We start from the raw sequence: 21,786 nt of genomic DNA, 5'->3' as shown, positions 1-21,786 counted from the left end.
ATCAAGATAAAACATCACAGAATTTATCGACTACTTTTTGATTTTCCTCTATCATTGCATTTGCTTCTTGCTGAAGAGATTTGATATTTTTTGATGTAATATTATCCATGTCAGGTGATGCTATTTTTAGTTGCGATTGTATACGTATATATTTATCAGCTATAACTTGATCAAGTTGGTAATTTACTGCATCTAAACTTGAGGCAAACATTACGTTCAACAGAGGTTTTATCCAACCTATCTTTCCAAATCTCCTTGAATTAGCTATGCTTCTATCTCTTCTTCCAGTACCTATTGATAACAGTAGAATATCATCATTTGGAAATAACCTCTTACCACTTGCATATGCACAAGCCGCTGGATTATTGGCAAACACCCCACCATCCACTAATACTCTTTTTATCTGGTTAATTTTGAGATGTTTTGGCATGAAATAAGTAGGTGCAGCCGTTGCAGCTCTGAGTGCATCTTTCAGCTTAATATTACCTTCTTTCCAGCTTTTAAAGAAAAATGGACGATTATTGTGAATATCATAACTTGTTATCAGTACCTTACTTAATGTGTTTTTTAGAATATCCTCTCCAAAATATTTATCCAGTACAGATTCAATATTTTTATGTGGGTATTGTGCGCAGTTAAACCAAGATAATATTGATCTCCTAAAAAATGAAGACTTAAAAATATATGCTCCGTACTCTTGGTAAAGCTCAACTAAATCATTGGCTGAATATTGGGGATTTCCTCGTTCATCTTTTCTACATAATCCCGCTACAACAATTCCACCGGTTGAAGTACCTGCTATAAGATCAAAGATTTCAGCTATAGTTCTTCTTGTTCTTTTTTCTATTTCTGCTAGTATAATGGCTGGTATGATGCCCCTTATGCCTCCACCGTCAACTGAAAGAATATATTTGGCCATGTTTAGATATTTATTGATTTTTTTGACTTGTTTGCTTTTATCAGGTTGTGTTTCTTGTCCAAGTACTACTGTATGTTTCACTCCTAGAGAAAATTGCACCAACCTAATAATTGATTCCGTGGATCATGCTAAAAAATCCGTGTTGGTTCAGGCATACCAATTTACCTCAAAGCCTATTGCTGAATCCTTAGTTCAAGCTAAAAAGCGTGGAGTTGATGTCATGGTTATTCTCGACGAATCGCAAGTTAGCTCAAAGTATAGTGTTATTAATGAACTGTTTCATCAAAAAATCCCAATATACATAGACTATAAACCTGCAATTTCACACAGTAAAATTATGATTATTGATGAGCAAAAAATCATAACTGGATCTTTCAATTTCTCTGACGCCGCGCAGAAAAAAAACGCTGAGAATCTACTGATTATAACAGGAGACCCTACATTAGTTGAGCAATACATCGAAAACTGGAAGGATCGTCAATCTCAATCTGATCCTTATACACCAAAAGTAGAAGAATAATTACTTTAAATCAGCTTTAAGCTCATCCAATTCCTCAGAAAGATTTTTTACCCTTTCCTCAAGTACTAATACTTTTTCCATTAAACCATATTCAATAAGTTTATCGTGAAATTGTACCCTTGAGTCTAGCTTGGATAACCACCATATGATTGCTACGGTTTGGATTAATATGGTAATAATTACCGTAATTGGGATTTTTTGCTTTTTCATGTGAAAATATTAACTTGTTATGGATAGTTTTAGAAGTTTATATACAGATTATAGAAAACTTACAGCTTTAGTGATTACTTTTTGTTGATTCGTATTGATCCTCTGCTTTAGCAAGTAGCTTTATGATTTTATCGTAATGTTTGTTATTTTTATTGTGTCGCGATTCCACTACAGCCATATTTCTAGGTCTTCTTCCGTCTTGGGCTGTAGCTGTAGGATTTGCTCCTTTGCTTAGTAAAAACTCAACGATTTCCAAATGTCCCTTATCTGCTGCATGGTGCAAAGCTGTCCATCCCATATACCCACCTGTAGCATTTATATTTGCTTTTTCTTTCACTAAAAACTCAACAATTCTTAGACACCCAGAATCAGATGCATGATGTAATGCTGTTAACTTATTAATCTGTACGCTAGTATCTAACAAATTTTCTACTGAGAATTTAACAATCTCTAAGTTACAATTTTCAGATGCAATTTGTAATATTGTTTTATAATTATCTGTAGCTTTTGCTTTCATATAGCAATAAGTAATAATAACACATACTACTGTTACTATAAACCACCAAAAATGTAGCTTATTTCTTGAGTCTCTATTCATATTCAATACCTTTTTCAATATTAAACATTTGTTTTACTGATTTTTTCTTAACGTTGATGCTGATAACATAGTGCGATAACCTGAACCATCTAACATGTGTTCTGCTCTGTCAATTATCCATTCACCGTCTATATCTTGATGAAACCCTAACAAGCTAAGTTTTGCCTCTGCAAATAGTTCTGGATTACCAGGGATAGTGATATCCAATACTGCATTATTTCGCTTTAGTTGTTTTAACTTAGCATTTGCTGCACTTAGTGCTGATTCTACATTAGAGTAAAGCGTTTGTATAGTATAACTTGGACTACCAGAACCAGCTATTTCTGATATAGTTTCACCTTTTTCATAGCTATGCCATTTTGCAATTACTGAGTTGTACCTACTCACGGTAAAGTGAACCTTCCAATTTATTGTGTCTTGAGGTCTAATAGCTATTGTTCCTAAAGCTTTTCCAGTTGCCGACTTTGCTTTGCCTTTTGGAATAAAAAGTATGTATCCGCCAGCTAACTTTGCCATTGCCTCGCGTTCTATTGCTATTTTTGTTAGTAAACTTATATCACTTTCTTCTGTTTGGTTAATATATGGAATCAACACATTTTCAAATTCTTCTGCAACTCTGCACCCATATCCGTGCTTTTCTGCTATTTCCTTAACCAAGCTACCTAGAGTAATTTGATGCCATTCTTTAGATGCTTTCTCCTTTAATGATAGTCTTAAATTTGTTGCATGAGCTTTGATTAGTAGAGTCTTAGGTGGACTTTGTATTGTAACTTCGTTGACTGTATATATGCCCATTGGTAAGACTCCAGTTTCTCTGTAACCTAGAGCGATATTTAATTCATTCGGAACATCTGTGTTTTCATCCCTATAATCAACATGTACTTCAACTACATCATCTATAGTTCCAGATTCATCTGTAAGGCGCAATGATATAACTCTATCTCTAATTGATTCACATTTATCTATTATAAAATCTGGCTGCATTTATTCCCATACTTTTAATTTTGACTTTTGTAGAGGTTTTTCTGTTACAGGCAATTTAATTTTTAGTCCTACCGGTAAAAAACTTCCATGTTCTGCAAGGCCTGGATTTTTAAGCAATACTTCCTCCACTATTCCATCGGTAAATCCATAATGTTTCCAGCAAATCAGATCTAGCATTTCTCCTTCTTTAGTTAAGTAATATATAGTCATCTATAGCTCTTCAAACTCAAACTAAATTCAACTTTTCTTGGTAGTCCATTAGGTAAAAAATACATCTGCTTTTCTTCTAACCTAGTAATTACGAATTGTCCTAAAATATTACCTAGACTATCTACTAAAACATGCGGTTTTTCAGCTTCTTTCATATTCTTTAATTGATTTACTCTGTTGAGAATATTAAGGTAAATAACTCCTTCTATATCTACATTTTCCACTCCTCGACCAATATTTTGTAGTGACGGCATTTTATCGATACATTCAATTACACTCCAACGATTTTCTTTACTATACTTCAAACTTATCGGAGTAAATTTATATGGACCAAGAGATAACACAAATAAAAAATTTTTAAAAACATAGTTGATCAATAAAACGTCTCTACTGTATCAAATAAAACATCACGTGATTTTTCTCTTATCCTTTTTATTACTTCATCTGCAAGACTACGAACATCTTGATTTGGCTCTGCTTTAATGCTGATAGTGTAATTATTAGTGATGTTCTGAGTTTTATTTTGTTCTTTATTTTCAAATTTACTCCTTCCAAAATCTGCAAATATCTTATCATTATCGCTCTCTGTAAACTTTTTCTCCTCAATAAGGCTTTTGATTCTGAAATTATTCTGATTTCTCTTGGAAAATTCTTTAATTATACTGTTACTTAGCAAAGGATTTCCACTGTTGAGAATATTACTCTTTAGGGGACTATGTACTGCTTTTACTTCAGTTTTTCTTTTTTCAAACTCTTTCAGTGGGCTATTCCCTAATACTTTTCCAAATACACTTTCCCCTATCCATGAAAAAGCTTCTTCTATGGGTTTTATTATCGATTTCCAAAAGCTAGAGAAAAAGTCTTTCACCTTTTGCCAGTTAGTGATAACAAGAGCTGCGCCAGTAACAAGTCCAGCAATTAAAAGCCCTATAGGATTACTCATTACAGCAAGCGTTATTGCTCTTAGTCCTGTTACTACTGCAGGAAAAACTGTAGCTGATAAAAATGAAAATACTCCAAGTAGGTTTGCTTTCAGACCAAAAATCGTACTTCCTAGCAATGTAAATCCGTATCCTAGTCCTACTGCTGCAATTTTTAAACTTATCAAAGCTGCTACAGTACCCATGATCGTCGTGGTTAAAGTTGGATATTTTTCTGCAAAAGAAGCTATATGCTCTGTTATTGTTTTCAAACTTCCAGCTACATAATTCAAGGTAGGTAACATTACTGACCCTAGATTCATGCCAGCTTCAACTATTGCATTTTTAAGTAATTGTAATTTATTAGCTGTAGTGTCTGCACGATTTTTGAATTCTTCTTGCAGAGAGCTTCCGTACTTTTCTGTATTAGCCAGTAACTTTATTGCATCCTCATACTTATTAAAACTTCCAGCTAATAATGCAATATCATCTTGATATTCCTGACCGAAAAGTTTCATCAGGATTGTAGAACGCTCCTGATTATCCATTTTCTTTAGAGTTTGAAAAAAGTGAAGTAGTGCTTCTTCTCCGCTTTCACTGATCCTTTGTACCATTTCTTCCGCGGTTATGCCCATTTCTTCTAGTGCTGCTTTGAATTCTTTTCCTTGACCTTCAGCAGTTTGAAGTTTGCTAAGCAGTGCATTTATAGCAGTTGCAGCTTTTGCTGGTTGTTTACCTAAACTAATAAAAGCATTTACTAAGCTGCTTGTTTGTTCAAACTTTAATCCAAACTGCTTTGCAGTACCACCAACTGTTGCTAGAGCTTCAACCATATCTTTTGCTTTAGCAGCAGTGTTATCTGATAAGTGGTTGATTACATTACCAACATGCTCCATTTCACTAACATCAATTCCATAAACGTTAGAAAGTTTAGCTATGGAATCACCTGCTTGCTCTGCAGACATATCAAATGCTGTAGACATTTTTGCTACTGTTTCTGTAAACTTAAAAAGATCTTCTTTCTTGATACCAAGCTGTCCACCGCTTGCAGCTATTTGTGCTAATTCTGCGGCTGATAATGGTATTGTTCTTGACATTTCCTTTAACCCTTCAGCAAATTTAGTTACTTCATCTTTTTTATTATCAAACTTTACTACCTTCTTAACATCAGCCATAGCCGATTCAAAATCAATCGCAACTTTAACTGGAGCTGCAAGCGAAAGACCTAGCCCAATAGTCTCTATAATTTGTGACTTAAAATGTGCTTTACTTGCTAAAAAACTTTGGTGACTACGTATTGCAGACCCAAGCTTACCATACTTACCTTTTAGCACTTCAATAGAAGAACCAAGTTTATATTGATCACTTACTAATGACTTAATATTTCTTCCACTTTTTCTTACTTCTTCATTAAATGAATGTAAAGCATCTCTCTTTTTCAAATATGCTTCTTTTGCTTTTGTTGCAGAAAACTTAGCTTTATCAAACTCAGCTTTTAAAGTTTTGCTTGGTTTCTCTATCGCTTTCATTTGTTTAGCTAAAGATTTTACTTGATCCTCAAAACCTTTCCATGACCTCTTGCTAGTCAAAACATCATGACCCAACTGCTTAAACTTTGATACTGATTTTAAAGATGAGTCAAGCTTTCTTATATTCTCACCAAGATGAGTAAGTTGACTACTACTTCCTTTTATTACAGTATTAAAACTGCCATCTAAGACTGCTCCGATTTTTATAGATAACGTTGACATTGTACCTTCCTCGCTGCTTCATGCCATAAGATAAATTCGTTAATTTCCATATCAAGCAAAGGCTCAATTCCACTACCAATAATAGAACTGAGCTCGGTTACTTCTGACCTCAAGTTTTTTGGATAATTGGTGAAAAAAAATCTTTTAATACCTCTTGCACTTTTACATAATCAGCAATATCTAACTCTTCAATCGCTTCTTTTGCAACTGATGTCAAATTGGCAGTCAAAGTTACTTCCTTATTTAGGTCACTACCATTAAGGCGTTCTATTACCAAATAGTCTCTAACTTTTGGACGTCTAACAGTAAGTTCTGAGACAGAAATACCATCAACTGTTATTGGGTTATTAAGTGTTATAGCTTGCATGTTCCTCCTTAAAAAGTTAATTAAATAAAAGTCTATACCGGCTTTTACATAACTAATTTTTTTTATTACAGTTTTTATGTTTGATTGAAGAGATAACCTAATATAAAAGTTGTAGTAGGGATTATTTCCTTTCCACTTGGATTAATTCTTGAACTTCATCGACAGAAAGACCTGTACACTTGACAATAGTGCTAATATCAACATTATTAGTCAACATCGCTTTTGCAACTTCAATCTTTCCTTCTTTTTTGGCATCATCAAGTTTTTGAGCAAGGACAGCCTGTTCATCACGAATACGCTTGGTCTCCTGTTCATATGCTATAAACTCTTTTTCTGACCAGTTAAACCTGTTTAGCTCTTCATACGCTTTTTTGATTATTACGTCACTTTGACCTTACCCAGAAAAAGTAGACAGAAAGTTAAGACGTTTTTGCTATGAGAATGATGAATCAAAAAGCTCAGGAATGCAATAGTTAATAGTAGAATGTCTACGCTGTTTATTATAAAAAATTTCTATATATTCAAATATTGCGGTTTTAGCTTGTTGTGCAGAGTGTTGTGAAGTATCAATGAGTAACTCTCTCTTAAGTGAACTAAAAAAGCTCTCTGAAACAGCATTATCATAACAACAACCTTTGTGACTCATACTAGAAGTAATATTTTTTGTACTTAGTAAAAATTGATAATTTTTAGAGGTGTATTGCGATCCTTGATCGCTATGAAATAGTAGATTTTTAGCAGATTTGCGCCTACCAATAGCCATGAATAACGCATCTATAACTAATTGCCTATTTACTGCATTACTCATTGACCAGCCAATCACCATGCGTGAATATAAATCTATTATTGCTGCCAAATATAACCATCCTTCATTAGTTTTTATGTACGTAATATCAGTTACCCATATCTTGTTAGGTTGATCAGCGATGAAATTCTGATTTAATATGTTAGGAGTTATAACTCTATTGTCTATTTGTGGTTTTTTACTTTTAAACTTTCGTCTAAGCTTAGCTTGAATGCCATTTTTCTGCATAACATTTTGCACTGTTTTGATGTTATAATTTTTACCTAAAGCCTTTAATTCAGCGTGAATTTTAGGAGCTCCGTATCTGCATTGTGATGCTCGATATACCTTCTGAATATCTTGTATGAGCTCTTCTCTTATTGATTTTTTGTTGTTTTTTTCCTTAGTAATCCATTTATAATAACCACAAGCAGATACGTTCAAAAATCTGCATAATTCCCGTATTTTATAGCAGTTTTCATGTTCTTTTATAAAAGAATATTTTACTCTTTTTGGTTTGCAAAATATCCCAGGGCTTTTTTTAAAATGTCTCTTTCCCTCGTTACTCTTGCCAGCTCTTTCTTTAAATCAAACTTTTCTTTGTCACAATGAGCTACTTTCCCTTTTCCTGGAAACGCATCTACTCCAGACATTCTATCATTGTATGTTTTTACCCATCTGCTTAATGAATCACCGCTAATACCCAAATCTCTTGCTATTTTTGCTGATGATTGACCTGTTTCTTTTACTAGTCTTATAGCTTCAATTTTGAATTCTGCTGTATATTCTTTTCTTTTTGTCATACCACACCTCTTTGAAAAAACGTTTTATTTTACTTCAAAAACGTCTTAACTTTCTGTCTACTTTTTCTGGGTAAGGTCAATAGAAAGGTTTAGAGAACAAGCACGTGGAGCACTTTTTGATATAGTTGAAGAGCTGCATTAATGTTGCTTGGAAAATGTAAGCTTGAACCAACAAGCCTAAGATACAGTAAAGAAGAAAGGTGGTATACGATTGAATGTATTGAAAAAACGTTGCTACAAAACATTGGCTTAGGAATTGAATGTATTGATCTGACAGGAGTGATTTATCCACGTTATCAGAGTAATGGCTTAGAACAGCTAAAAAATATACGTGATACTCAAGAACCGCACGTTCTGGTTGATAATTCAGGAAATATACTTGGGAATTTTGTTATTACTAATGTAGAAGAAAAACAGATATTATTTTTTCCTGATGGAAAACCAAGAAAAGTTGAGTTTATTTTGAAGTTAAAAAGTTACAGCAAGTGATTTATTATTACACGAAAGAAAACGAAATGTTGGATTACATTTGCTGGAAACATTATGGATACAGTAGTGGAGCAGTGGAGGAAGTATTGCTTAAAAATCCAGGCCTTGCAGAACATGGAAGTTTTTTGCCCACTGGATTAAGAATTAAGCTTCCTAAAATTCAGAAAATACCGAAAGAATCTGTTATAAATATTTTAGATGAATGACACCAGACTTTGATATAGTAGCAAAAAATAACCCAGTAACAGAGGTTTTAAAAAAGAGTTTAATATTACTACGTGTCACTGATGGATCAGGTACTACAAGTGACGAAGCTGAGATATGTATTAATTATAGCTCTAGCGCTTTAGAACTTAAGGGTAATTTACAGGTTTTTCTAGGATATAAAGAAACAGGTTTATTACCTATGGGGGTATATAAGGCAAATCAAATTACAATACAAAGTCCACCGCAAACTTTAAGAATAAAATGTGATGCTGCAAGTTTAAGAGGATCATTAAAGGAAAGAAAATCAAAGGAATGGAAGGACATTACCTTAGGAGATTTAATTAAAGAAATAGCACAAAAGAATGGGTATGAAGGTAAAGTTGCTGAAAGATTTGAAAATATATTTATGCCACATACCATTCAAGCAGATGAAAGCGACATGAGTTTTTTGGAAGGGTTAGGCAAAAAACATGATGCACTAGTAAAACCAGCAGGAGGATATATAATTTTTATCCCAAAGGGAGAAGCAAGATCAGCAACTGGAAAGATGTTAGGCACAACAGTACTTACACCTAAAGATATTATAAATTGGGAGGTAAATTTTAATGTGCGTAACAAATATGGATCTGTTATTGCAAAATGGCACAGTTATGAAAAGGGAGAAACTATAGAAGAGAAAGTGGGAAATGAGGGTCCAAGTTATACTCTGCAAACGCTTTACTCTACTGCAGAATCAGCAATTAGTGCAGCAGCAGCCAAGTTAAAACAACTAAAACGTAGTACATCAAATTTAAATGTAACTGTTCCTGGTAATCCAGAATTATTTGCAGAAGCTAAGATCAGCCTTTCAGGATTTTGTCAGGAAATTGAAGGTGAATGGGTAATTAGCAAGGCAGAACATATTCTGAATAATAGAGGATATCAAACTATAGTAGAGGCAACAGTGAGCAAAGCTGTTTAAGTGAAACTTAAGCAAATGATTATTTAATTCTAAAAAAATGTTAGACATGAACAAAATAAGTAAGAACATAAAGAATAAGATAAATTTTCTATGGCTTATGATAACAATTATATGTGTTGTCATTACATGCTGCTATACAAAGAGTAAAGCTGTGGGTAATTATAAAGCAGTACTACAGATTGCCTCTAAGAACTGCAGTTTGGCAGTTACAGAATTTTCAGTAAAAAACCTATTAGATATTAACACACAAATTCCTATGATGAGAGCTTTGCATTATTCATCTAGTGCAGGGTGTCTGCAAGTTGTAAAGTTTCTTGTAGAGGAAGGAGCTGATATAAGTGCCACAGGTGGATATATGGGATGGACAGCCTTGCATCATGCTGCAGATAAAGGCCATTTAGAGGTTGTTAAGCTTTTATTAGACAAGGGTGCAGATCCCACTGCTACAGCTAAAGATGGAAGAAGACCTAGAAATATGGCTGTAGTGGAATCAAGACACAATAAAGATAAACCTTATAGGGAAATCATTAAGCTACTTGCAGAAGCAGAGGATCGATACGAATCAACAAAGAGTAATCACTGAAGCTATAAGTTTCTATAATCTGTATATAAACTTCCAAAACTATCCATAATGGATTAATATTCTTACATGAAAAAGCAAAAAATCCCAATAGCGGTAATAATAACAATAGCTGTACAGACTATAGGGTTCATATGGTGGTTGGCAAAACTCGACTTACGTGTACAAATCAATGATAAATTTATAGAAAAAAACCAAGGACTAATAGAAATAGTCTATCGACTTGAAGAGAGAGTGAAAAACCTCACTGAAGAAGTCAACGAACTTGAAGCTATTCACAAACACAAATAACGACTGAATTTTACAATGACTAGATATATCTTGTCTGTTGATGGCGGAGGCATAAGGGGCATAATACCAGCCATTATTCTAGCAGAAATAGAAAAGATGGCAAAGAAACCGATAGCTGAAATCTTTGATCTGATCGCAGGAACCTCAACTGGTGGAATTGTTGTAGCAGGGTTATGCAGGAAAGATGAACAAGGAAATCCCCAATACTCAGCCAATGATTTAGTTGAATTTTACCAAGAATACGGGTCATATATTTTTAAATCTTCATTCTTCAGGCGATCAATATTATCTTGGTTTAACTGTGCACAATATCCATATAAAAATATTGAATTTGTACTGGATAAATATTTTGGTGGTGATACTCTAAAAAACACTTTAAGTAATTTGCTAATTACAAGTTATGATATTCACAATAATCGTCCATTTTTCTTTAAAAGCTGGAAAGAAGGTAATATTAAGCTGAAAGATGCACTCAGAGCTGCAACGGCTGCCCCTACTTATTTCATACCAAAACATCTAAAAATCAACCAAAAGGAAATGGTATTAGTGGATGGCGGGGTTTTTGCAAATAATCCAGCGGCTTGTGCATATGCAAGTGGTAAGAGGTTATTTCCAAATGATGATATTCTACTGTTATCGATAGGTACTGGCAGAACAGATAGAAGCATAGAGTATGCCAATTCAAAGAGGTTTGGAAAAATAGGCTGGATAAAACCTTTGTTAAATGTGATGTTTGCCTCTGGACTGGACTGCGTAAATTATCAGATGAATCAAGTAATAGGCAATAGATACGTAAGAATACAATCGCAATTGAAGCTAGCGTCGGCTGACATGGATAACATTACATCAAAAAATATCAAATCTCTTCAACAAGAGGCAAAGGCAATGATAGAGGACAATCAGGAACTGATAGATAAATTCTGTGATGTTTTATCTTGATACGTAGAAATGCCAAAAAAATTCTGCAGAGCTAAACAAGAGTTTAGAGTAGATATATTAACTACTTTTATTTATATCTTAATATATTATTTCTGAGTCAATAAACTATCGCTGTTTTTAACCCAGGTTAAATTTTGAAAGCATAATTTTCAAGCTCCTCAATAGATAAATCTGTTATTTTAGAAATAGCATCAATAGAAACGTCCAACATACGTAAATTATTCGCAACTTTTATTGCCTCTGCTTTATAAATCTTTTCTTTGTAAACTTGCTTTCTTTGCGATAAAAATTCTACCCATATATCCAGTTCATCTCGTGATTCTTGATTGTCAATCTTTTTAGACTCTCTCACCCAACTTAATAGCTCGTTTTCTGCTTTATAATTATCTTCTTCATATTTCTTCATCAGATCTTCAGGATTAACTGATAACTTTTCTGCTATTTCCCATAATCTTTCACTTAAAATGGTAGCACTCCCTTGTTCATAGTGATGTATCTGTGAAGGTCCTATGTCTAGCTCTCTTGCTAAATCCTCTTGAGTATACCCTCTTATTATTCTCCATTTTTTTATCTCTTGTCCTTCGTTTGAATGCTCAGAGCCTTTTTTCTCATCATATTCTTCAGTTGATAAGCCTGTTGCTCGATAGATAATATCATTATCAAACCCCACTTTCGCTAAGTTCTTGGCCATGCTTACCCTTGCAGCTTTTACATTATTTTCCTCTTCAGCTTGAATAAACCCAGTTAAATCGCGAATCAACTTGCATGACTCTTGTCCCTTTATTTTTGCTATCATCCATTCTTTGTTAAAAGAACAATTTTCTCTCAGTACTTTTTGTCTAGGAAATAAGCTGCCAACATGAACTGATAATGCTTCCGCTATTACTTTTAATTTTTTAGTTGGAATGCCACATGCTCCTTGCTCATATCTTAGTAATGTATGATATTTTATGCCTGTTTTCTCTACTAGATCTTTTAGGGTATACTTTTGTTTTAGCCTCCAGCTTCTTATTTTTTGTGCTATTTTGTATCTTGCAGGGCTAATGTTCTTTGTATTATTGTTCACTATTTTTGCGGAAATAAACATATATACCCTGCTAGAAAATTTTTTGCTATAGCTTAACTTTATTGAGGAAAAGTTTCCGATTGTTTAAAGCTTTCGAGAGGTTTCTTTACTACCTCCACACACCCTATCAACCCATGATAATGCTTCATTATTACTAATCGCCTTTATTTCTTCTTTTACCTTTTCTTTACTCCACTTACCACTCCTAGGAAAACTTCCTTTTTCTACCGCTTCTGTGACCGTCATTCCTCCAAAAAAACACTCTTTTCCTATATTTTCCCCTCTCTTTTGTAGTTCAGACCACATTTCTTTATCTGCTACTCTGACCTCTACTTGACTGTCATTTTCCGCATTATGGTATACTACAATTTTTAGGCTACCAATACTTGTAGGAAATGTTATCTCAAATGTGGTACAAACCACGTTCATAAAAAGTCGACATATTATTACTATCGTTGCTCTGGTACAAACTCTAGCAAATTTAATGGCAATAAAATCTGCGATAATAAATCAATACGCACTGATATATTAGATGGAGTTATATGGGAAGAAGTCAAGAGTATCTTGAAAGAGCCAGATAGAATTGCAAATGAATATCAACGTAGATTATCAGAGAACAAAAAACCTTTACATAATCAAACACGTGAAAAGCAAGAAAGTAAGCTAAGATTAAGTATCAAAAAATTTATTGATAGCTATGCTAAAGGGTTTATAAGCCAAGAAGAATTTGAACCAAGAATCACAACAATGAAACAGAATTTGAAAGAAATTGAAGAAGAGAAAGAAAGAACACTCGATCAAAAGAAGTTACAACAAGAATTGAGCCTTGTTACAGATAGCTTGAAAAACTTTTCCTCAAGTGTTGAATCAAAGCTTGATCAAGTAGATTGGCAGACTAAGCAAAATATTATTAGAATGTTAATTCATCAAATTGAAATCAATCACAATCACTTGTATATAGTATTTCGCATAAAAAATCTTGCAAATTTTGATCAAAATAGCCATAATAGAATTATGCAATGTTGTACTAGCAGTCAAAACGAGCAGTTGCTAATAAAATTTACTGTAAGTATACAACAGATGCGTGCTAGCCATTTCGGTATCTTAATTGCTACCATATAGCGAGATAACTGTAAACCCAGAGCTATTGTAGACATAAGTTTTAGCTATATGGTATTTGAAGTAATAAATGCAATAAAAAATAATTTGTTAGCATGCTTTCCAACAGAGACAGTATATGCTCTTTCTTGTAATGCGCTAGGTAACGAATCTATAGAAAAAATATATCGAATAAAAAAGCGTTCTCAAAACAAGCCGCTCTCTGTATTTGTTAGTAATATTGATAGTTTGATAAATATAGCAAAGGTAAAGGAAGAGTATATCGATTTAATAAACTATTTTTCTCCTGGACCAATGACCTATATTTTACCACTTCAAGATAACAGTATATTACCAAATGAGTTCTTTAAAGATAGTATAGGCATAAGAATTCCTGATCATCCTATTGCGATTTCAATATTAAATGAACTGAAAACTCCAGTAGTTGCAACTAGTATTAACATTTCAGGAGAAAAAAGTATATGCAAAGCAAGAGATATACCTCAGTCTATTAAGCAACACTTATCTGCAGTAATTGAAGATGATGAATTAGTTTCTGGTATAGAATCTACTATTATTGACTTAACTGGAGACAAGATTAAGGTTTTAAGAAAAGGTAAAATTTCATTACAAACAATAAATAACGAATTTTCAAACTAAGATCTATAGGAGAAAGAATGAAAAAGGTGATAGGCCACAACCAAGCAAAAAAAAAGATAATGAACAACTTGTCTGTTCAATCTTGGCTGATCTGTGGTAAAAAAGGTATAGGAAAAGCAACATTCGCAAAATCCTTTTCTAATTGGTTTCTTATAAAAAATTACGATGAAGTAGCATTAGACTTACACATTGTTGAAGGTGATACAATAGGAGTGGAAAAGGTGAGAGAAATGAAAAACTTTTTGCACTTAAGCCCCATTCAATCAGAATATAAAATAGCTATAATAGATAGCTTAGAGTCAATGACTAATAATGCTAAAAATGCAATATTAAAAATATTAGAGGAGCCGCCACAAAATTCTAAAATATTTGTAATTAGCCATAAGCCATATGATGTACAAACCACCATCCGGTGTAGGTGTTTTCAGCTGAATTTACTTCCATTAACTTACGATGAAACAAAGCAGGTTGTTTCATCTCAGTGTAAATTCGACGATAAAATATTTAGTGAGATCATTACTTTGTTTCCTGGAACTCCGGGAGTAATAATAAATGCAATAAACAGTGGTGCTTATGAGTCACATAAGCATTTTTATACATTTTTCCGTAATCTAAATAATTCTGATATAGTTAATAAAATAATTAATAGTGAGATTGAGCTAGAACTAGCATCACATATAATTCAAACCTCCATTTTAGAAAGTATAAAGAAAGAAGTAAATAATGTTGAAATTCTACTAAGTCAATGGAAAGAAATAGATGAACTTTTCGTTGCTGCAAAGCAATTTCGCTTAGATAAAAAGCATGTTTTAGCTAATGTAGTTAACATCATGACACAAAAATGTAATACTTTTAACATAAATTTATGATAAAATTCTGCTAATTTAATACTGAAAGTATATAACTTGAATGATAATAAATTAACTGTATGGCAATCAATAGAAGTTTTAACAAACACTATACTGAACATGCAGAAAGAATTGAGTTTAATCAAGAATACATCTTTAGATCAAGACGTCACTTTAGAAAAAGGGAAGGAGCTATCAAGTGGCATCTATGAGGCAAATTTTAAGCTAAACAAGGCAATCAATATAGCTACTTTGCCAAGAATTGGCTATTATATGATTAATGATGAACTTGTTGTACGTAATCATATTACGAAAGAGGAAGTAAAGATCCCTAGAGATTTTCATTACTTTAAAGTTGTTAAATCCAATCACGATGATTGTAAATTAACGTTTTGTAATTTTTTAGGTAATGAGTTTTTTGAATATAAAAAGTATGATCCACAATATTCTGGTCTTTCAGATGAATATAAACTCATGGATTTTGGTAGTATAAAAAAGACTAATAATCTAAAACTTAAGGAGTATGTTGGTCATGCACCTAAATTTTTTGCTGTAGAAGGATCTATTGAGCCTGGATCTGAAAACCATGTAATTGATCTATTTGAGCTAGTCAGAGACGGTAAAGGCAAAAAAGTGGGAACTCTTGCTGATGAATTTGGTTATTTTGATGATCAAAATAAATTACACTACTATAATTATCACAAAAGTGCAGAAAGTAATACTTATGATCCTGAAAGCTTCAGTGTAAAAATGATAAATTTAGATGTGAGCAAAATTGATAAATTTCACCTTATTGCAGAACAAGGTGATATAATAATTCATCCCATTTTGGAAAATTTAGACATATTTTAAAGTTTTTTAGAGTATCCAGTATATTATATAATTGGGTTTGTATTATGGAAGATAAATTACTTGAATCAGTAAAAAACAAAAGTTACTTCAGGAAAGCAGTTGAATGGTATTGCCACAGATACCTGTTCTGCGTTGTAGAAAGATCTTGGATGGCGTTAATAGCGTTACTTCTCTTAGTATGTTTATTTTTATCACTACTAAACATATACCTATTACTTCCTGTTAAAAAAGATTTAAATTTTGTGAAGTATATGAACCACACAGAAGATGAGTTCTCTGCAATACATAAACTTAGTTTTAGTAAAAAAGAAGATGAGTACATTTCCATAGCAAGGTATTTAATAAGTAAATATATTGAAACATATGAGTCCTCTCGGACTGTTGAGCCAAAGTATCAAGAAAATTTTATAAAAAACAATTCTGTATACAAAATCTACCAAAACTTTCAGGAAAAAGTGAACAATGAAGCTGTTTCATCCACAAGAAAAATTACCAACATAAACGTAACAACATTATCTATTGACCGGTTGACCAAGAACTTAGTTACATTTGCTGGAAACGCTACTGTAGTTTTTACAGCTGAGCAAAATAAGAAGATGAAAGATTATGCTGTGGAGGTCAGCTTCACTTTGTCAAATATAAAAGCAACTCTAGCTGGAATAGTGCCATTTAAATTTATTGTTAATAGCTATAAATATAGATGATTATATTTATAACATTATTTGGTAGCTAAAAAAAATAACTAAAGTGCATATAGCAGTAATAACTGGGGGTAAAACTAGAAGCATTGGTGTCTTTTTAATAAAATAATTTCTAGAAGGTTTTGAGAAAAAGGCGTTGTAAATTATTGGTAAAAAGTATAGAGCATTGAGTATAGTACTAACAATTAACACTAGAGTTACAAACACAGAAAGTGTTACATTACTAGAGTTGAAAACAGCTTGAAAGATGAGAAATTTGCTCCAAAAAGTCGGAGCAGGAGGTACTCCTATCATGGACAATGCACCTATAGTGAATGCTATCATGCTAATTGGCATACTACGTCCTATACCGTGAATTCTATCTATATATTTTTCACCCGTTTTCGTTATTATGATACCTGCAAAAAAAAATAAAGTAATTTTTGCAAATGCATGGCAAACTAATTGAAAGATTGCAATCTTCATGCTGAATTCACTAAAAATTGAAGCGAACAATATAATATACGACAATTGGGAGATGGTAGAGTAAGCAAGCAATTTCTTTAATTCCTTTTGCTTTAATGCAATCAACGATGCAGTAATGATAGTAAATCCAGCAGCGTACGGAAGCCACCCTCCAGCAAACCAATTTTGCTGCACAAAACGTTGCATATTATCGACGCCAAAAGTGTATAATATAACTTTGATGATGATGAAAACTCCGGATTTCACAACAGCAACAGCATGTAATAGTGCACTCACAGGAGTTGGTGCAACCATTGCTTTTGGTAACCAAAAATGCATTGGCATTAATGCAGCTTTTCCTATTCCATAAATCAGCATAGCAAAACACACTGCAATAAAAGTGATGAGTGAAGTATCAAACTTGAATATTCCACCACTTACAAAATCTAAAGTATGGAATTCATTATATAATAGGCCTATTGCAGGAAAAAATAATACTAAAGAAGAGAAAAATAGTAAACCAAAGTAATAGCGTCCTGCAATTACTGATTCATTTGTTGAGTTGTAAGTAATCAGAGGGTATGTACTAATAGTTAGAAGCTCATAAAAGACAAATGTAGTGAGCAAATCTCCAGAAAAAGCAATAAACATTGCACAACTGATTGATGTTGAAAAAAAGCATAGAAAACTTGAGTGATTGCTATCAGCATAGTTATTTCTCATATAACATATTGCATATATACTGGTTAGTACCCACAAAAATGATATTAATAAACTGAATATTGCTCCACTAGACTCTAGCTTTAAACTAATATGCAAATTATTACCAAAATCCATGAGAATAAATTGAGAATGATCACCATACACCAAATATAAAGTGCATAGAGATGTATACGCAAACAGAAGCATAGAAGAAGCAACAGTAACGCTACTGTTCACTCTGGGCCATTTACTAGTAAAAGAAATAGCTAATGCACTTAAAAGTGGGATCAACGCAGTAATTAACAAATAATTCTCAGTAATAAAAAGTGGCAAGGAAAGAGATATTAAAACAAAATCCATTAAGTAATTCATCTTTCTGTTTAGGTAAAGCTAAAATTATATTCAAGTTATAGAGAATTTGCTATTTTTTAGTTGTATATCGGAAGTGTTAAATAAACCATACGCATCAAGTTAAGAAAAAGTGGCGTAAGGAAGAAAGGAAATAAGAAAAAAACTATTTTATATATTAAGTAATAAAGTTAGTAATTTATAGATTTTTCTAAAAAAATATCTTATCCTAGATAAGAATTTCCTAAAAAAATAAATGTAACAAATAAAATGCCAATCTTAAATATTGCTATATTTCACGATAGCTACTTAATTTGGCACGTATGGTTTGTTAAACACTTCCAGAATTACTCAAAACCGCTACAGACTATATCTTTCTGTATAATCTTTAAATGCACCTCTATTGGAGTCAAAATGTAGTTTCACACTACCAATTGGCCCGTTTCTTTGTTTTGCAATGATCAGTTCTGCAATATTTCTAATTTTCTCCATTTTCTCTTGCCACTCTCGATGTTTATTACTTCCTTCATTTGGTTGCTTTCTTAATTCATAATATTCTTCTCTATAAAGGAACATTACTATATCCGCATCCTGCTCTATGCTTCCTGAATCACGTAAATCAGAAAGTTGTGGTTTTTTATCATCCCTTTGCTCAACAGAACGAGAGAGCTGTGATAGTGCAACAATGGGAATATTTAGTTCCTTTGCAATTGCTTTTAAACCCTGCGTCACTTCTGAGATTTCTTGCACTCTATTTTCACTACTCCTTTTTGTTGTTCCTCGAATTAACTGCAGATAATCGATAAAGACCAACTCTACATTATATAGTTGATAGAGAAGACGTATTCTGGTACGAAGAGCACTAATTGATAACGCAGGAGTGTCATCTATGATGAAAGGTAATTCGGATAGATCTGTACTAGCATTAATGAATTCGTGTAATTCAAAATCACTAATTCTCCCAGTCAGTGCCTTATAATAACCAATGCCTGAATCTATAGTAATCAATCTTGCGGTCAATTGCTCTGCTGACATTTCAAGTGAAAAGAATGCTACATAATGTTGTTTATCTGTTCTTTTTTGCAAAATCTTACAAGCATTAAGTGCGATGTTCAGCGCCAATGCTGTCTTTCCCATTGAGGGCCTTGCAGCTATAATTAACAGATCAGATTTCTGCAAACCACCAAGAAGCTGGTTTAGGTCTTGAAGTCCGGTTGTAATACCTAGAGCCTCTGGGTTATTCTTCAGCTTGCTGATCTTCTCAACCACATCTTTAATTGAACTTGCAAGCTTTATATATGTCTTATCACCTTGCTTTTTTACTGCTAAGTTGAACAACTTTGTCATTGCCTGCTCAATTTGTACATGTGCAGGATTTTCAATGTCGTAGTTGTAACTATCGTCAACTATCTCCTGTCCGAGCTTGATTAAGCATCTCCTTAAATAAGTATCACGGATTATTCTGGTCAAGCTATAGATGTCAAGCGCAATGCTTGCCTTTGCTGCAAGTTTTGCTAGGTACTCAACTCCACCACATTCGGCAAATGCTTTATCATTCTCGAAAAACATCTTGAGGCTCAGTTCATTAGCAACTATACCGTGTTTTCTGGTTTTAGATATCTGGGTAAAAATGCTTTGATGTAGTGGATCATAGAAATTATCTGCTGCAATTATATCTTCGACTGCATCACAAATTCTATTATCACGAACCATTGCACCAATGAGCATTTGCTCTGCTTCTAAATTGTGTGGCAATTTACATATTTCTTCTCTTGAATCAATAAGATTGGCTAATTCATTCATTTTAATTTTTCAGAGTAATGATTGATTATTGTAGAATATTCAGTCCTTACTTGAAAGAGAAAAAATTTGACTAATCCTGTGTTGCTTATAGCATTAAAGTAGGCCCCTGTGGTGGAATGGTAGACACGGCAGACTCAAAATCTGTTGCTTGCAAAAGCATGCTGGTTCAAGTCCGGCCAGGGGCACTCAAATATTGGAAAATGCTTTATGTTACACAAGTTTTTTAATCGTTCATTTTCCATTCTTTCTTCGATAAATGCTATTCAAAGGGTAAAGAAAGATGAAAATGGAATATGTTACGTAACAGGACTTAGACGCTATTTGTCAGTGCTGCTTGATTTAATTATCATCGTTTTGTTCTTGCAGCTTTGCGGCCAAGCCTTAAGCCAACTCTTCATGAACTCAGAGAGCAGTAAAATATTAGGCCAAATTGCTGCGAAATATCAGATGCAAACACCATTATCTGCAGAGGAAACAGCAATGCAGAGTAAACTAATCAAGTTACTAGTTCTAAATCAGATAGTTCAATTTATTATGCTTTTTAGTTATGTAGCATATATGTGGATAAGATTTGGCGCTACACCTGGAAAGTTATTACTTGGACTCAGAGTTGTAAATGCACAAACTTTTGAAAAATTGACTCTAAAACAAGCAATAAAGAGGTTTTTTTCCTTTATATTGTCAACTTCACCACTATTCTTAGGTTTCATATGGGCAAGCTTCGACAAACGTTGCCAAACTTGGCACGATAAGATTGCAGGCACAGTAGTTGTAACAAGTAAAAGTCTTAGATGTATGGTCTCAGAACATAATAGAGTGGATTAAGGGTTCTGTCGCATTTGTAGGGAAGTAGAAAGAAGAATGATATAATTGTCTAAAAAAAAAGCAAAGATGTTTCGTATCAATCAAAAATTGTTGCCATATTTCAAAGGATTTAGCTTTTCAGCGGATGTTATCTGTATACATGAAATGTCGATTCTCTTTGAGCTATCGAGATTTGGAAGAAATGATGAGTATAAGGGGAGCAAAATGCTACGTTACAAAGGTGGGTTATCACCACTGATAGATGAGGCAGTAAGGAAAAGAAAGAAGCAGGTTGGTAGTAGTTGGAGAGACTTACATTAAATTAAACGGTAAATGGGTTTATTTATATATTGTAGACTTCCTCTTGTGTGTTAGTAGAGACAAGTCTGCAGCACTTGCATTCTTTCGTAAAGCCTTCAGGAGTAACTATCTTCCTGAGAAAATTGTAATTGATAAAAGCGGCAGTAATACTGCTGCTCTTGATGATTTGAATGCAGAAATTTCTGAAGATTACAGTTCTTCAAATAAAATATCTAAATAATATTGTTGATAGATTTATCAAAAAACTAATAAAGCCAATGCTTGGGTTTAAAAGCTTCCATTCCGCAAAGATTACCATCACAGGCATAGAAAATATTCGTATGATTCAAAAAAGACAAATTATTAAAATAATGTTTCTACTTTTGAGAATTTTGCTATGTTAATGGCTTCATAACTCCTATAATCCCACCTTTAATGATCTTCTTTCCTATGGTTTATAGATGCGACAGAACCTAAAATATACCCTGTATTCCAGGTTTGATTATGTCTGGAACAAGCCTAACGCCATTCTTTATTTCTTGTACTATAGAAATTGTTGTTAAGTTCTTTATGTTAAAATCATTGATATTCATTGCTCTTTTATAAAAAAATTAAGCTATATGCTTT

Annotated in this window: 24 protein-coding genes, 1 tRNA gene and 4 pseudogenes; 15 read left to right on the top strand and 14 right to left on the bottom strand. The window is 33.2% G+C overall.

Features of this window, described 5'->3' with window-relative positions; all coding sequences use genetic code 11:
* Position 1: 1 nt before the first annotated feature.
* Positions 2-919 (bottom strand): patatin-like phospholipase family protein, encoded by a 918-nt coding sequence (locus ACQH21_RS04710; RefSeq protein ID WP_264374795.1) that lies wholly within the window; start codon positions 917-919, stop codon positions 2-4.
* Between ACQH21_RS04710 and ACQH21_RS04705 the strand changes: the two genes are divergently transcribed.
* A complete protein-coding gene (locus tag ACQH21_RS04705) occupies positions 918-1,439 on the top strand; it encodes a phospholipase D family protein (protein WP_264374794.1) in 522 nt (173 codons plus the stop codon). The two genes, ACQH21_RS04710 and ACQH21_RS04705, sit on opposite strands and share 2 nt — an antisense overlap.
* Here the strand turns inward: ACQH21_RS04705 and ACQH21_RS04700 are convergent, their stop codons facing one another.
* From ACQH21_RS04700 to ACQH21_RS04660, 9 genes and pseudogenes are all read right to left on the bottom strand, one after another.
* Positions 1,440-1,649 (bottom strand): hypothetical protein, encoded by a 210-nt coding sequence (locus ACQH21_RS04700; protein ID WP_264374793.1) that lies wholly within the window; start codon positions 1,647-1,649, stop codon positions 1,440-1,442.
* A 67-nt stretch (positions 1,650-1,716) separates the two neighbouring features.
* Positions 1,717-2,247 carry an ankyrin repeat domain-containing protein gene (locus ACQH21_RS04695; RefSeq protein ID WP_230609188.1) on the bottom strand — a complete coding sequence of 177 codons (531 nt, stop codon included), beginning with the start codon at positions 2,245-2,247 and terminating at the stop codon, positions 1,717-1,719.
* Positions 2,248-2,280: 33 nt separating this feature from the next.
* The gene (locus tag ACQH21_RS04690; RefSeq protein WP_264374792.1) at positions 2,281-3,231 is read right to left on the bottom strand and encodes a contractile injection system protein, VgrG/Pvc8 family; all 951 of its coding nucleotides are present in this window, start codon (positions 3,229-3,231) and stop codon (positions 2,281-2,283) included.
* Positions 3,232-3,441 carry a tail protein X gene (locus ACQH21_RS04685; RefSeq protein ID WP_064085527.1) on the bottom strand — a complete coding sequence of 70 codons (210 nt, stop codon included), beginning with the start codon at positions 3,439-3,441 and terminating at the stop codon, positions 3,232-3,234. It abuts the gene before it with no gap.
* The gene (locus ACQH21_RS04680) at positions 3,438-3,785 is read right to left on the bottom strand and encodes a phage tail protein (protein ID WP_230609191.1); all 348 of its coding nucleotides are present in this window, start codon (positions 3,783-3,785) and stop codon (positions 3,438-3,440) included. Before ACQH21_RS04680 ends, ACQH21_RS04685 begins: the two co-directional genes overlap by 4 nt.
* A 29-nt stretch (positions 3,786-3,814) precedes the next feature.
* The gene (locus ACQH21_RS04675; protein ID WP_264377281.1) at positions 3,815-6,112 is read right to left on the bottom strand and encodes a phage tail tape measure protein; all 2,298 of its coding nucleotides are present in this window, start codon (positions 6,110-6,112) and stop codon (positions 3,815-3,817) included.
* Between the two features lie 109 nt (positions 6,113-6,221).
* A complete protein-coding gene (locus ACQH21_RS04670; protein ID WP_264374790.1) occupies positions 6,222-6,479 on the bottom strand; it encodes a phage tail assembly protein in 258 nt (85 codons plus the stop codon).
* A gap of 121 nt (positions 6,480-6,600) precedes the next feature.
* Positions 6,601-6,867, bottom strand: a pseudogene (locus ACQH21_RS04665) (Rpn family recombination-promoting nuclease/putative transposase); the annotation flags it as partial.
* A 45-nt stretch (positions 6,868-6,912) separates the two neighbouring features.
* Positions 6,913-8,066: pseudogene (locus ACQH21_RS04660) on the bottom strand (IS3 family transposase).
* Between the two features lie 141 nt (positions 8,067-8,207).
* On the opposite strand from ACQH21_RS04660, the gene ACQH21_RS04655 reads away from it, so the two are divergent.
* The 6 genes from ACQH21_RS04655 (at position 8,208) to ACQH21_RS04630 (ending at position 11,533) form a co-directional block, all read left to right on the top strand.
* Positions 8,208-8,555, top strand: coding sequence for a phage tail protein (locus ACQH21_RS04655; RefSeq protein ID WP_425383989.1), 348 nt, complete (start codon positions 8,208-8,210; stop codon positions 8,553-8,555).
* A 26-nt stretch (positions 8,556-8,581) separates the two neighbouring features.
* Positions 8,582-8,761: a tail protein X gene (locus tag ACQH21_RS04650; RefSeq protein ID WP_425383988.1), complete on the top strand. Its 180-nt coding sequence runs from the start codon at positions 8,582-8,584 to the stop codon at positions 8,759-8,761.
* Complete coding sequence (locus ACQH21_RS04645) at positions 8,758-9,723, top strand: phage late control D family protein (protein WP_425383987.1); 966 nt, start codon at positions 8,758-8,760, stop codon at positions 9,721-9,723. Before ACQH21_RS04650 ends, ACQH21_RS04645 begins: the two co-directional genes overlap by 4 nt.
* Positions 9,724-9,874: 151 nt before the next feature.
* Positions 9,875-10,306: an ankyrin repeat domain-containing protein gene (locus ACQH21_RS04640; RefSeq protein WP_425383986.1), complete on the top strand. Its 432-nt coding sequence runs from the start codon at positions 9,875-9,877 to the stop codon at positions 10,304-10,306.
* 66 nt (positions 10,307-10,372) lie between these two features.
* Positions 10,373-10,594: a hypothetical protein gene (locus ACQH21_RS04635; protein ID WP_265024772.1), complete on the top strand. Its 222-nt coding sequence runs from the start codon at positions 10,373-10,375 to the stop codon at positions 10,592-10,594.
* Positions 10,595-10,609: 15 nt separating this feature from the next.
* A complete protein-coding gene (locus tag ACQH21_RS04630; protein WP_425383985.1) occupies positions 10,610-11,533 on the top strand; it encodes a patatin-like phospholipase family protein in 924 nt (307 codons plus the stop codon).
* 127 nt (positions 11,534-11,660) lie between these two features.
* Here the strand turns inward: ACQH21_RS04630 and wmk are convergent, their stop codons facing one another.
* Positions 11,661-12,599, bottom strand: a complete 939-nt coding sequence (gene wmk / locus ACQH21_RS04625) for a WO male-killing family protein Wmk (RefSeq protein WP_425383984.1) — start codon at positions 12,597-12,599, stop codon at positions 11,661-11,663.
* An 84-nt stretch (positions 12,600-12,683) separates the two neighbouring features.
* A pseudogene (locus tag ACQH21_RS04620) lies at positions 12,684-13,001 on the bottom strand (hypothetical protein); the annotation flags it as partial.
* A gap of 162 nt (positions 13,002-13,163) precedes the next feature.
* Between ACQH21_RS04620 and ACQH21_RS04615 the strand changes: the two are divergent.
* From ACQH21_RS04615 to ACQH21_RS04595, 5 genes are read left to right on the top strand one after another with little or no spacing between them, the layout of a single operon-like run.
* A complete protein-coding gene (locus ACQH21_RS04615; RefSeq protein WP_425383983.1) occupies positions 13,164-13,721 on the top strand; it encodes a hypothetical protein in 558 nt (185 codons plus the stop codon).
* Positions 13,722-13,769: 48 nt separating this feature from the next.
* Positions 13,770-14,357: an L-threonylcarbamoyladenylate synthase gene (locus ACQH21_RS04610; RefSeq protein WP_006013379.1), complete on the top strand. Its 588-nt coding sequence runs from the start codon at positions 13,770-13,772 to the stop codon at positions 14,355-14,357.
* A 17-nt stretch (positions 14,358-14,374) separates the two neighbouring features.
* A complete protein-coding gene (locus tag ACQH21_RS04605; protein WP_211908312.1) occupies positions 14,375-15,226 on the top strand; it encodes a DNA polymerase III subunit delta' in 852 nt (283 codons plus the stop codon).
* 36 nt (positions 15,227-15,262) lie between these two features.
* Positions 15,263-16,057, top strand: coding sequence for a hypothetical protein (locus ACQH21_RS04600; RefSeq protein ID WP_264337251.1), 795 nt, complete (start codon positions 15,263-15,265; stop codon positions 16,055-16,057).
* A 44-nt stretch (positions 16,058-16,101) separates the two neighbouring features.
* Complete coding sequence (locus tag ACQH21_RS04595; protein WP_139686506.1) at positions 16,102-16,761, top strand: VirB8/TrbF family protein; 660 nt, start codon at positions 16,102-16,104, stop codon at positions 16,759-16,761.
* 6 nt (positions 16,762-16,767) lie between these two features.
* On the opposite strand, the gene ACQH21_RS04590 is transcribed toward ACQH21_RS04595, so the two are convergent.
* Entirely contained in the window at positions 16,768-18,264 is a 1,497-nt protein-coding gene (locus tag ACQH21_RS04590; RefSeq protein ID WP_010407433.1) for a proton-conducting transporter membrane subunit, read from the bottom strand.
* Between the two features lie 348 nt (positions 18,265-18,612).
* The gene (locus ACQH21_RS04585) at positions 18,613-20,055 is read right to left on the bottom strand and encodes a replicative DNA helicase (protein ID WP_425383982.1); all 1,443 of its coding nucleotides are present in this window, start codon (positions 20,053-20,055) and stop codon (positions 18,613-18,615) included.
* 102 nt (positions 20,056-20,157) lie between these two features.
* Here ACQH21_RS04585 and ACQH21_RS04580 point away from each other — a divergent pair.
* From ACQH21_RS04580 to ACQH21_RS04570, 3 genes and pseudogenes are all read left to right on the top strand, one after another.
* Positions 20,158-20,240, top strand: a tRNA-Leu gene (locus ACQH21_RS04580).
* A 22-nt stretch (positions 20,241-20,262) separates the two neighbouring features.
* Complete coding sequence (locus ACQH21_RS04575; protein WP_425383981.1) at positions 20,263-20,880, top strand: RDD family protein; 618 nt, start codon at positions 20,263-20,265, stop codon at positions 20,878-20,880.
* A 66-nt stretch (positions 20,881-20,946) separates the two neighbouring features.
* Positions 20,947-21,574: pseudogene (locus ACQH21_RS04570) on the top strand (IS6 family transposase).
* The last annotated feature ends 212 nt before the right edge of the window (positions 21,575-21,786 follow it).

Origin of the sequence: Wolbachia endosymbiont (group B) of Eupithecia inturbata, assembly GCF_964030915.1 — a bacterium.
Taxonomy (GTDB): Bacteria; Pseudomonadota; Alphaproteobacteria; order Rickettsiales; family Anaplasmataceae; genus Wolbachia.
Note: the sequence above shows the minus strand (reverse complement) of the source record. Positions and strands in the feature narration are given on the sequence as shown.

What these genes read in the sequence shown, in the direction of transcription:
- ACQH21_RS04705 (WP_264374794.1), top strand. Translation starts at nt 918, where the DNA reads ATGTTTAGATATTTATTGATTTTTTTGACTTGTTTGCTTTTATCAGGT.
- ACQH21_RS04710 (WP_264374795.1), bottom strand. Translation starts at nt 919, where the DNA reads ATGGCCAAATATATTCTTTCAGTTGACGGTGGAGGCATAAGGGGCATC.
- ACQH21_RS04700 (WP_264374793.1), bottom strand. Translation starts at nt 1,649, where the DNA reads ATGAAAAAGCAAAAAATCCCAATTACGGTAATTATTACCATATTAATC.
- ACQH21_RS04695 (WP_230609188.1), bottom strand. Translation starts at nt 2,247, where the DNA reads ATGAATAGAGACTCAAGAAATAAGCTACATTTTTGGTGGTTTATAGTA.
- ACQH21_RS04690 (WP_264374792.1), bottom strand. Translation starts at nt 3,231, where the DNA reads ATGCAGCCAGATTTTATAATAGATAAATGTGAATCAATTAGAGATAGA.
- ACQH21_RS04685 (WP_064085527.1), bottom strand. Translation starts at nt 3,441, where the DNA reads ATGACTATATATTACTTAACTAAAGAAGGAGAAATGCTAGATCTGATT.
- ACQH21_RS04675 (WP_264377281.1), bottom strand. Translation starts at nt 6,112, where the DNA reads ATGTCAACGTTATCTATAAAAATCGGAGCAGTCTTAGATGGCAGTTTT.
- ACQH21_RS04670 (WP_264374790.1), bottom strand. Translation starts at nt 6,479, where the DNA reads ATGCAAGCTATAACACTTAATAACCCAATAACAGTTGATGGTATTTCT.
- ACQH21_RS04655 (WP_425383989.1), top strand. Translation starts at nt 8,208, where the DNA reads ATGTTGCTTGGAAAATGTAAGCTTGAACCAACAAGCCTAAGATACAGT.
- ACQH21_RS04650 (WP_425383988.1), top strand. Translation starts at nt 8,582, where the DNA reads ATGTTGGATTACATTTGCTGGAAACATTATGGATACAGTAGTGGAGCA.
- ACQH21_RS04645 (WP_425383987.1), top strand. Translation starts at nt 8,758, where the DNA reads ATGACACCAGACTTTGATATAGTAGCAAAAAATAACCCAGTAACAGAG.
- ACQH21_RS04635 (WP_265024772.1), top strand. Translation starts at nt 10,373, where the DNA reads ATGAAAAAGCAAAAAATCCCAATAGCGGTAATAATAACAATAGCTGTA.
- ACQH21_RS04630 (WP_425383985.1), top strand. Translation starts at nt 10,610, where the DNA reads ATGACTAGATATATCTTGTCTGTTGATGGCGGAGGCATAAGGGGCATA.
- ACQH21_RS04610 (WP_006013379.1), top strand. Translation starts at nt 13,770, where the DNA reads ATGGTATTTGAAGTAATAAATGCAATAAAAAATAATTTGTTAGCATGC.
- ACQH21_RS04605 (WP_211908312.1), top strand. Translation starts at nt 14,375, where the DNA reads ATGAAAAAGGTGATAGGCCACAACCAAGCAAAAAAAAAGATAATGAAC.
- ACQH21_RS04595 (WP_139686506.1), top strand. Translation starts at nt 16,102, where the DNA reads ATGGAAGATAAATTACTTGAATCAGTAAAAAACAAAAGTTACTTCAGG.
- ACQH21_RS04590 (WP_010407433.1), bottom strand. Translation starts at nt 18,264, where the DNA reads ATGGATTTTGTTTTAATATCTCTTTCCTTGCCACTTTTTATTACTGAG.
- ACQH21_RS04585 (WP_425383982.1), bottom strand. Translation starts at nt 20,055, where the DNA reads ATGAATGAATTAGCCAATCTTATTGATTCAAGAGAAGAAATATGTAAA.
- ACQH21_RS04575 (WP_425383981.1), top strand. Translation starts at nt 20,263, where the DNA reads ATGTTACACAAGTTTTTTAATCGTTCATTTTCCATTCTTTCTTCGATA.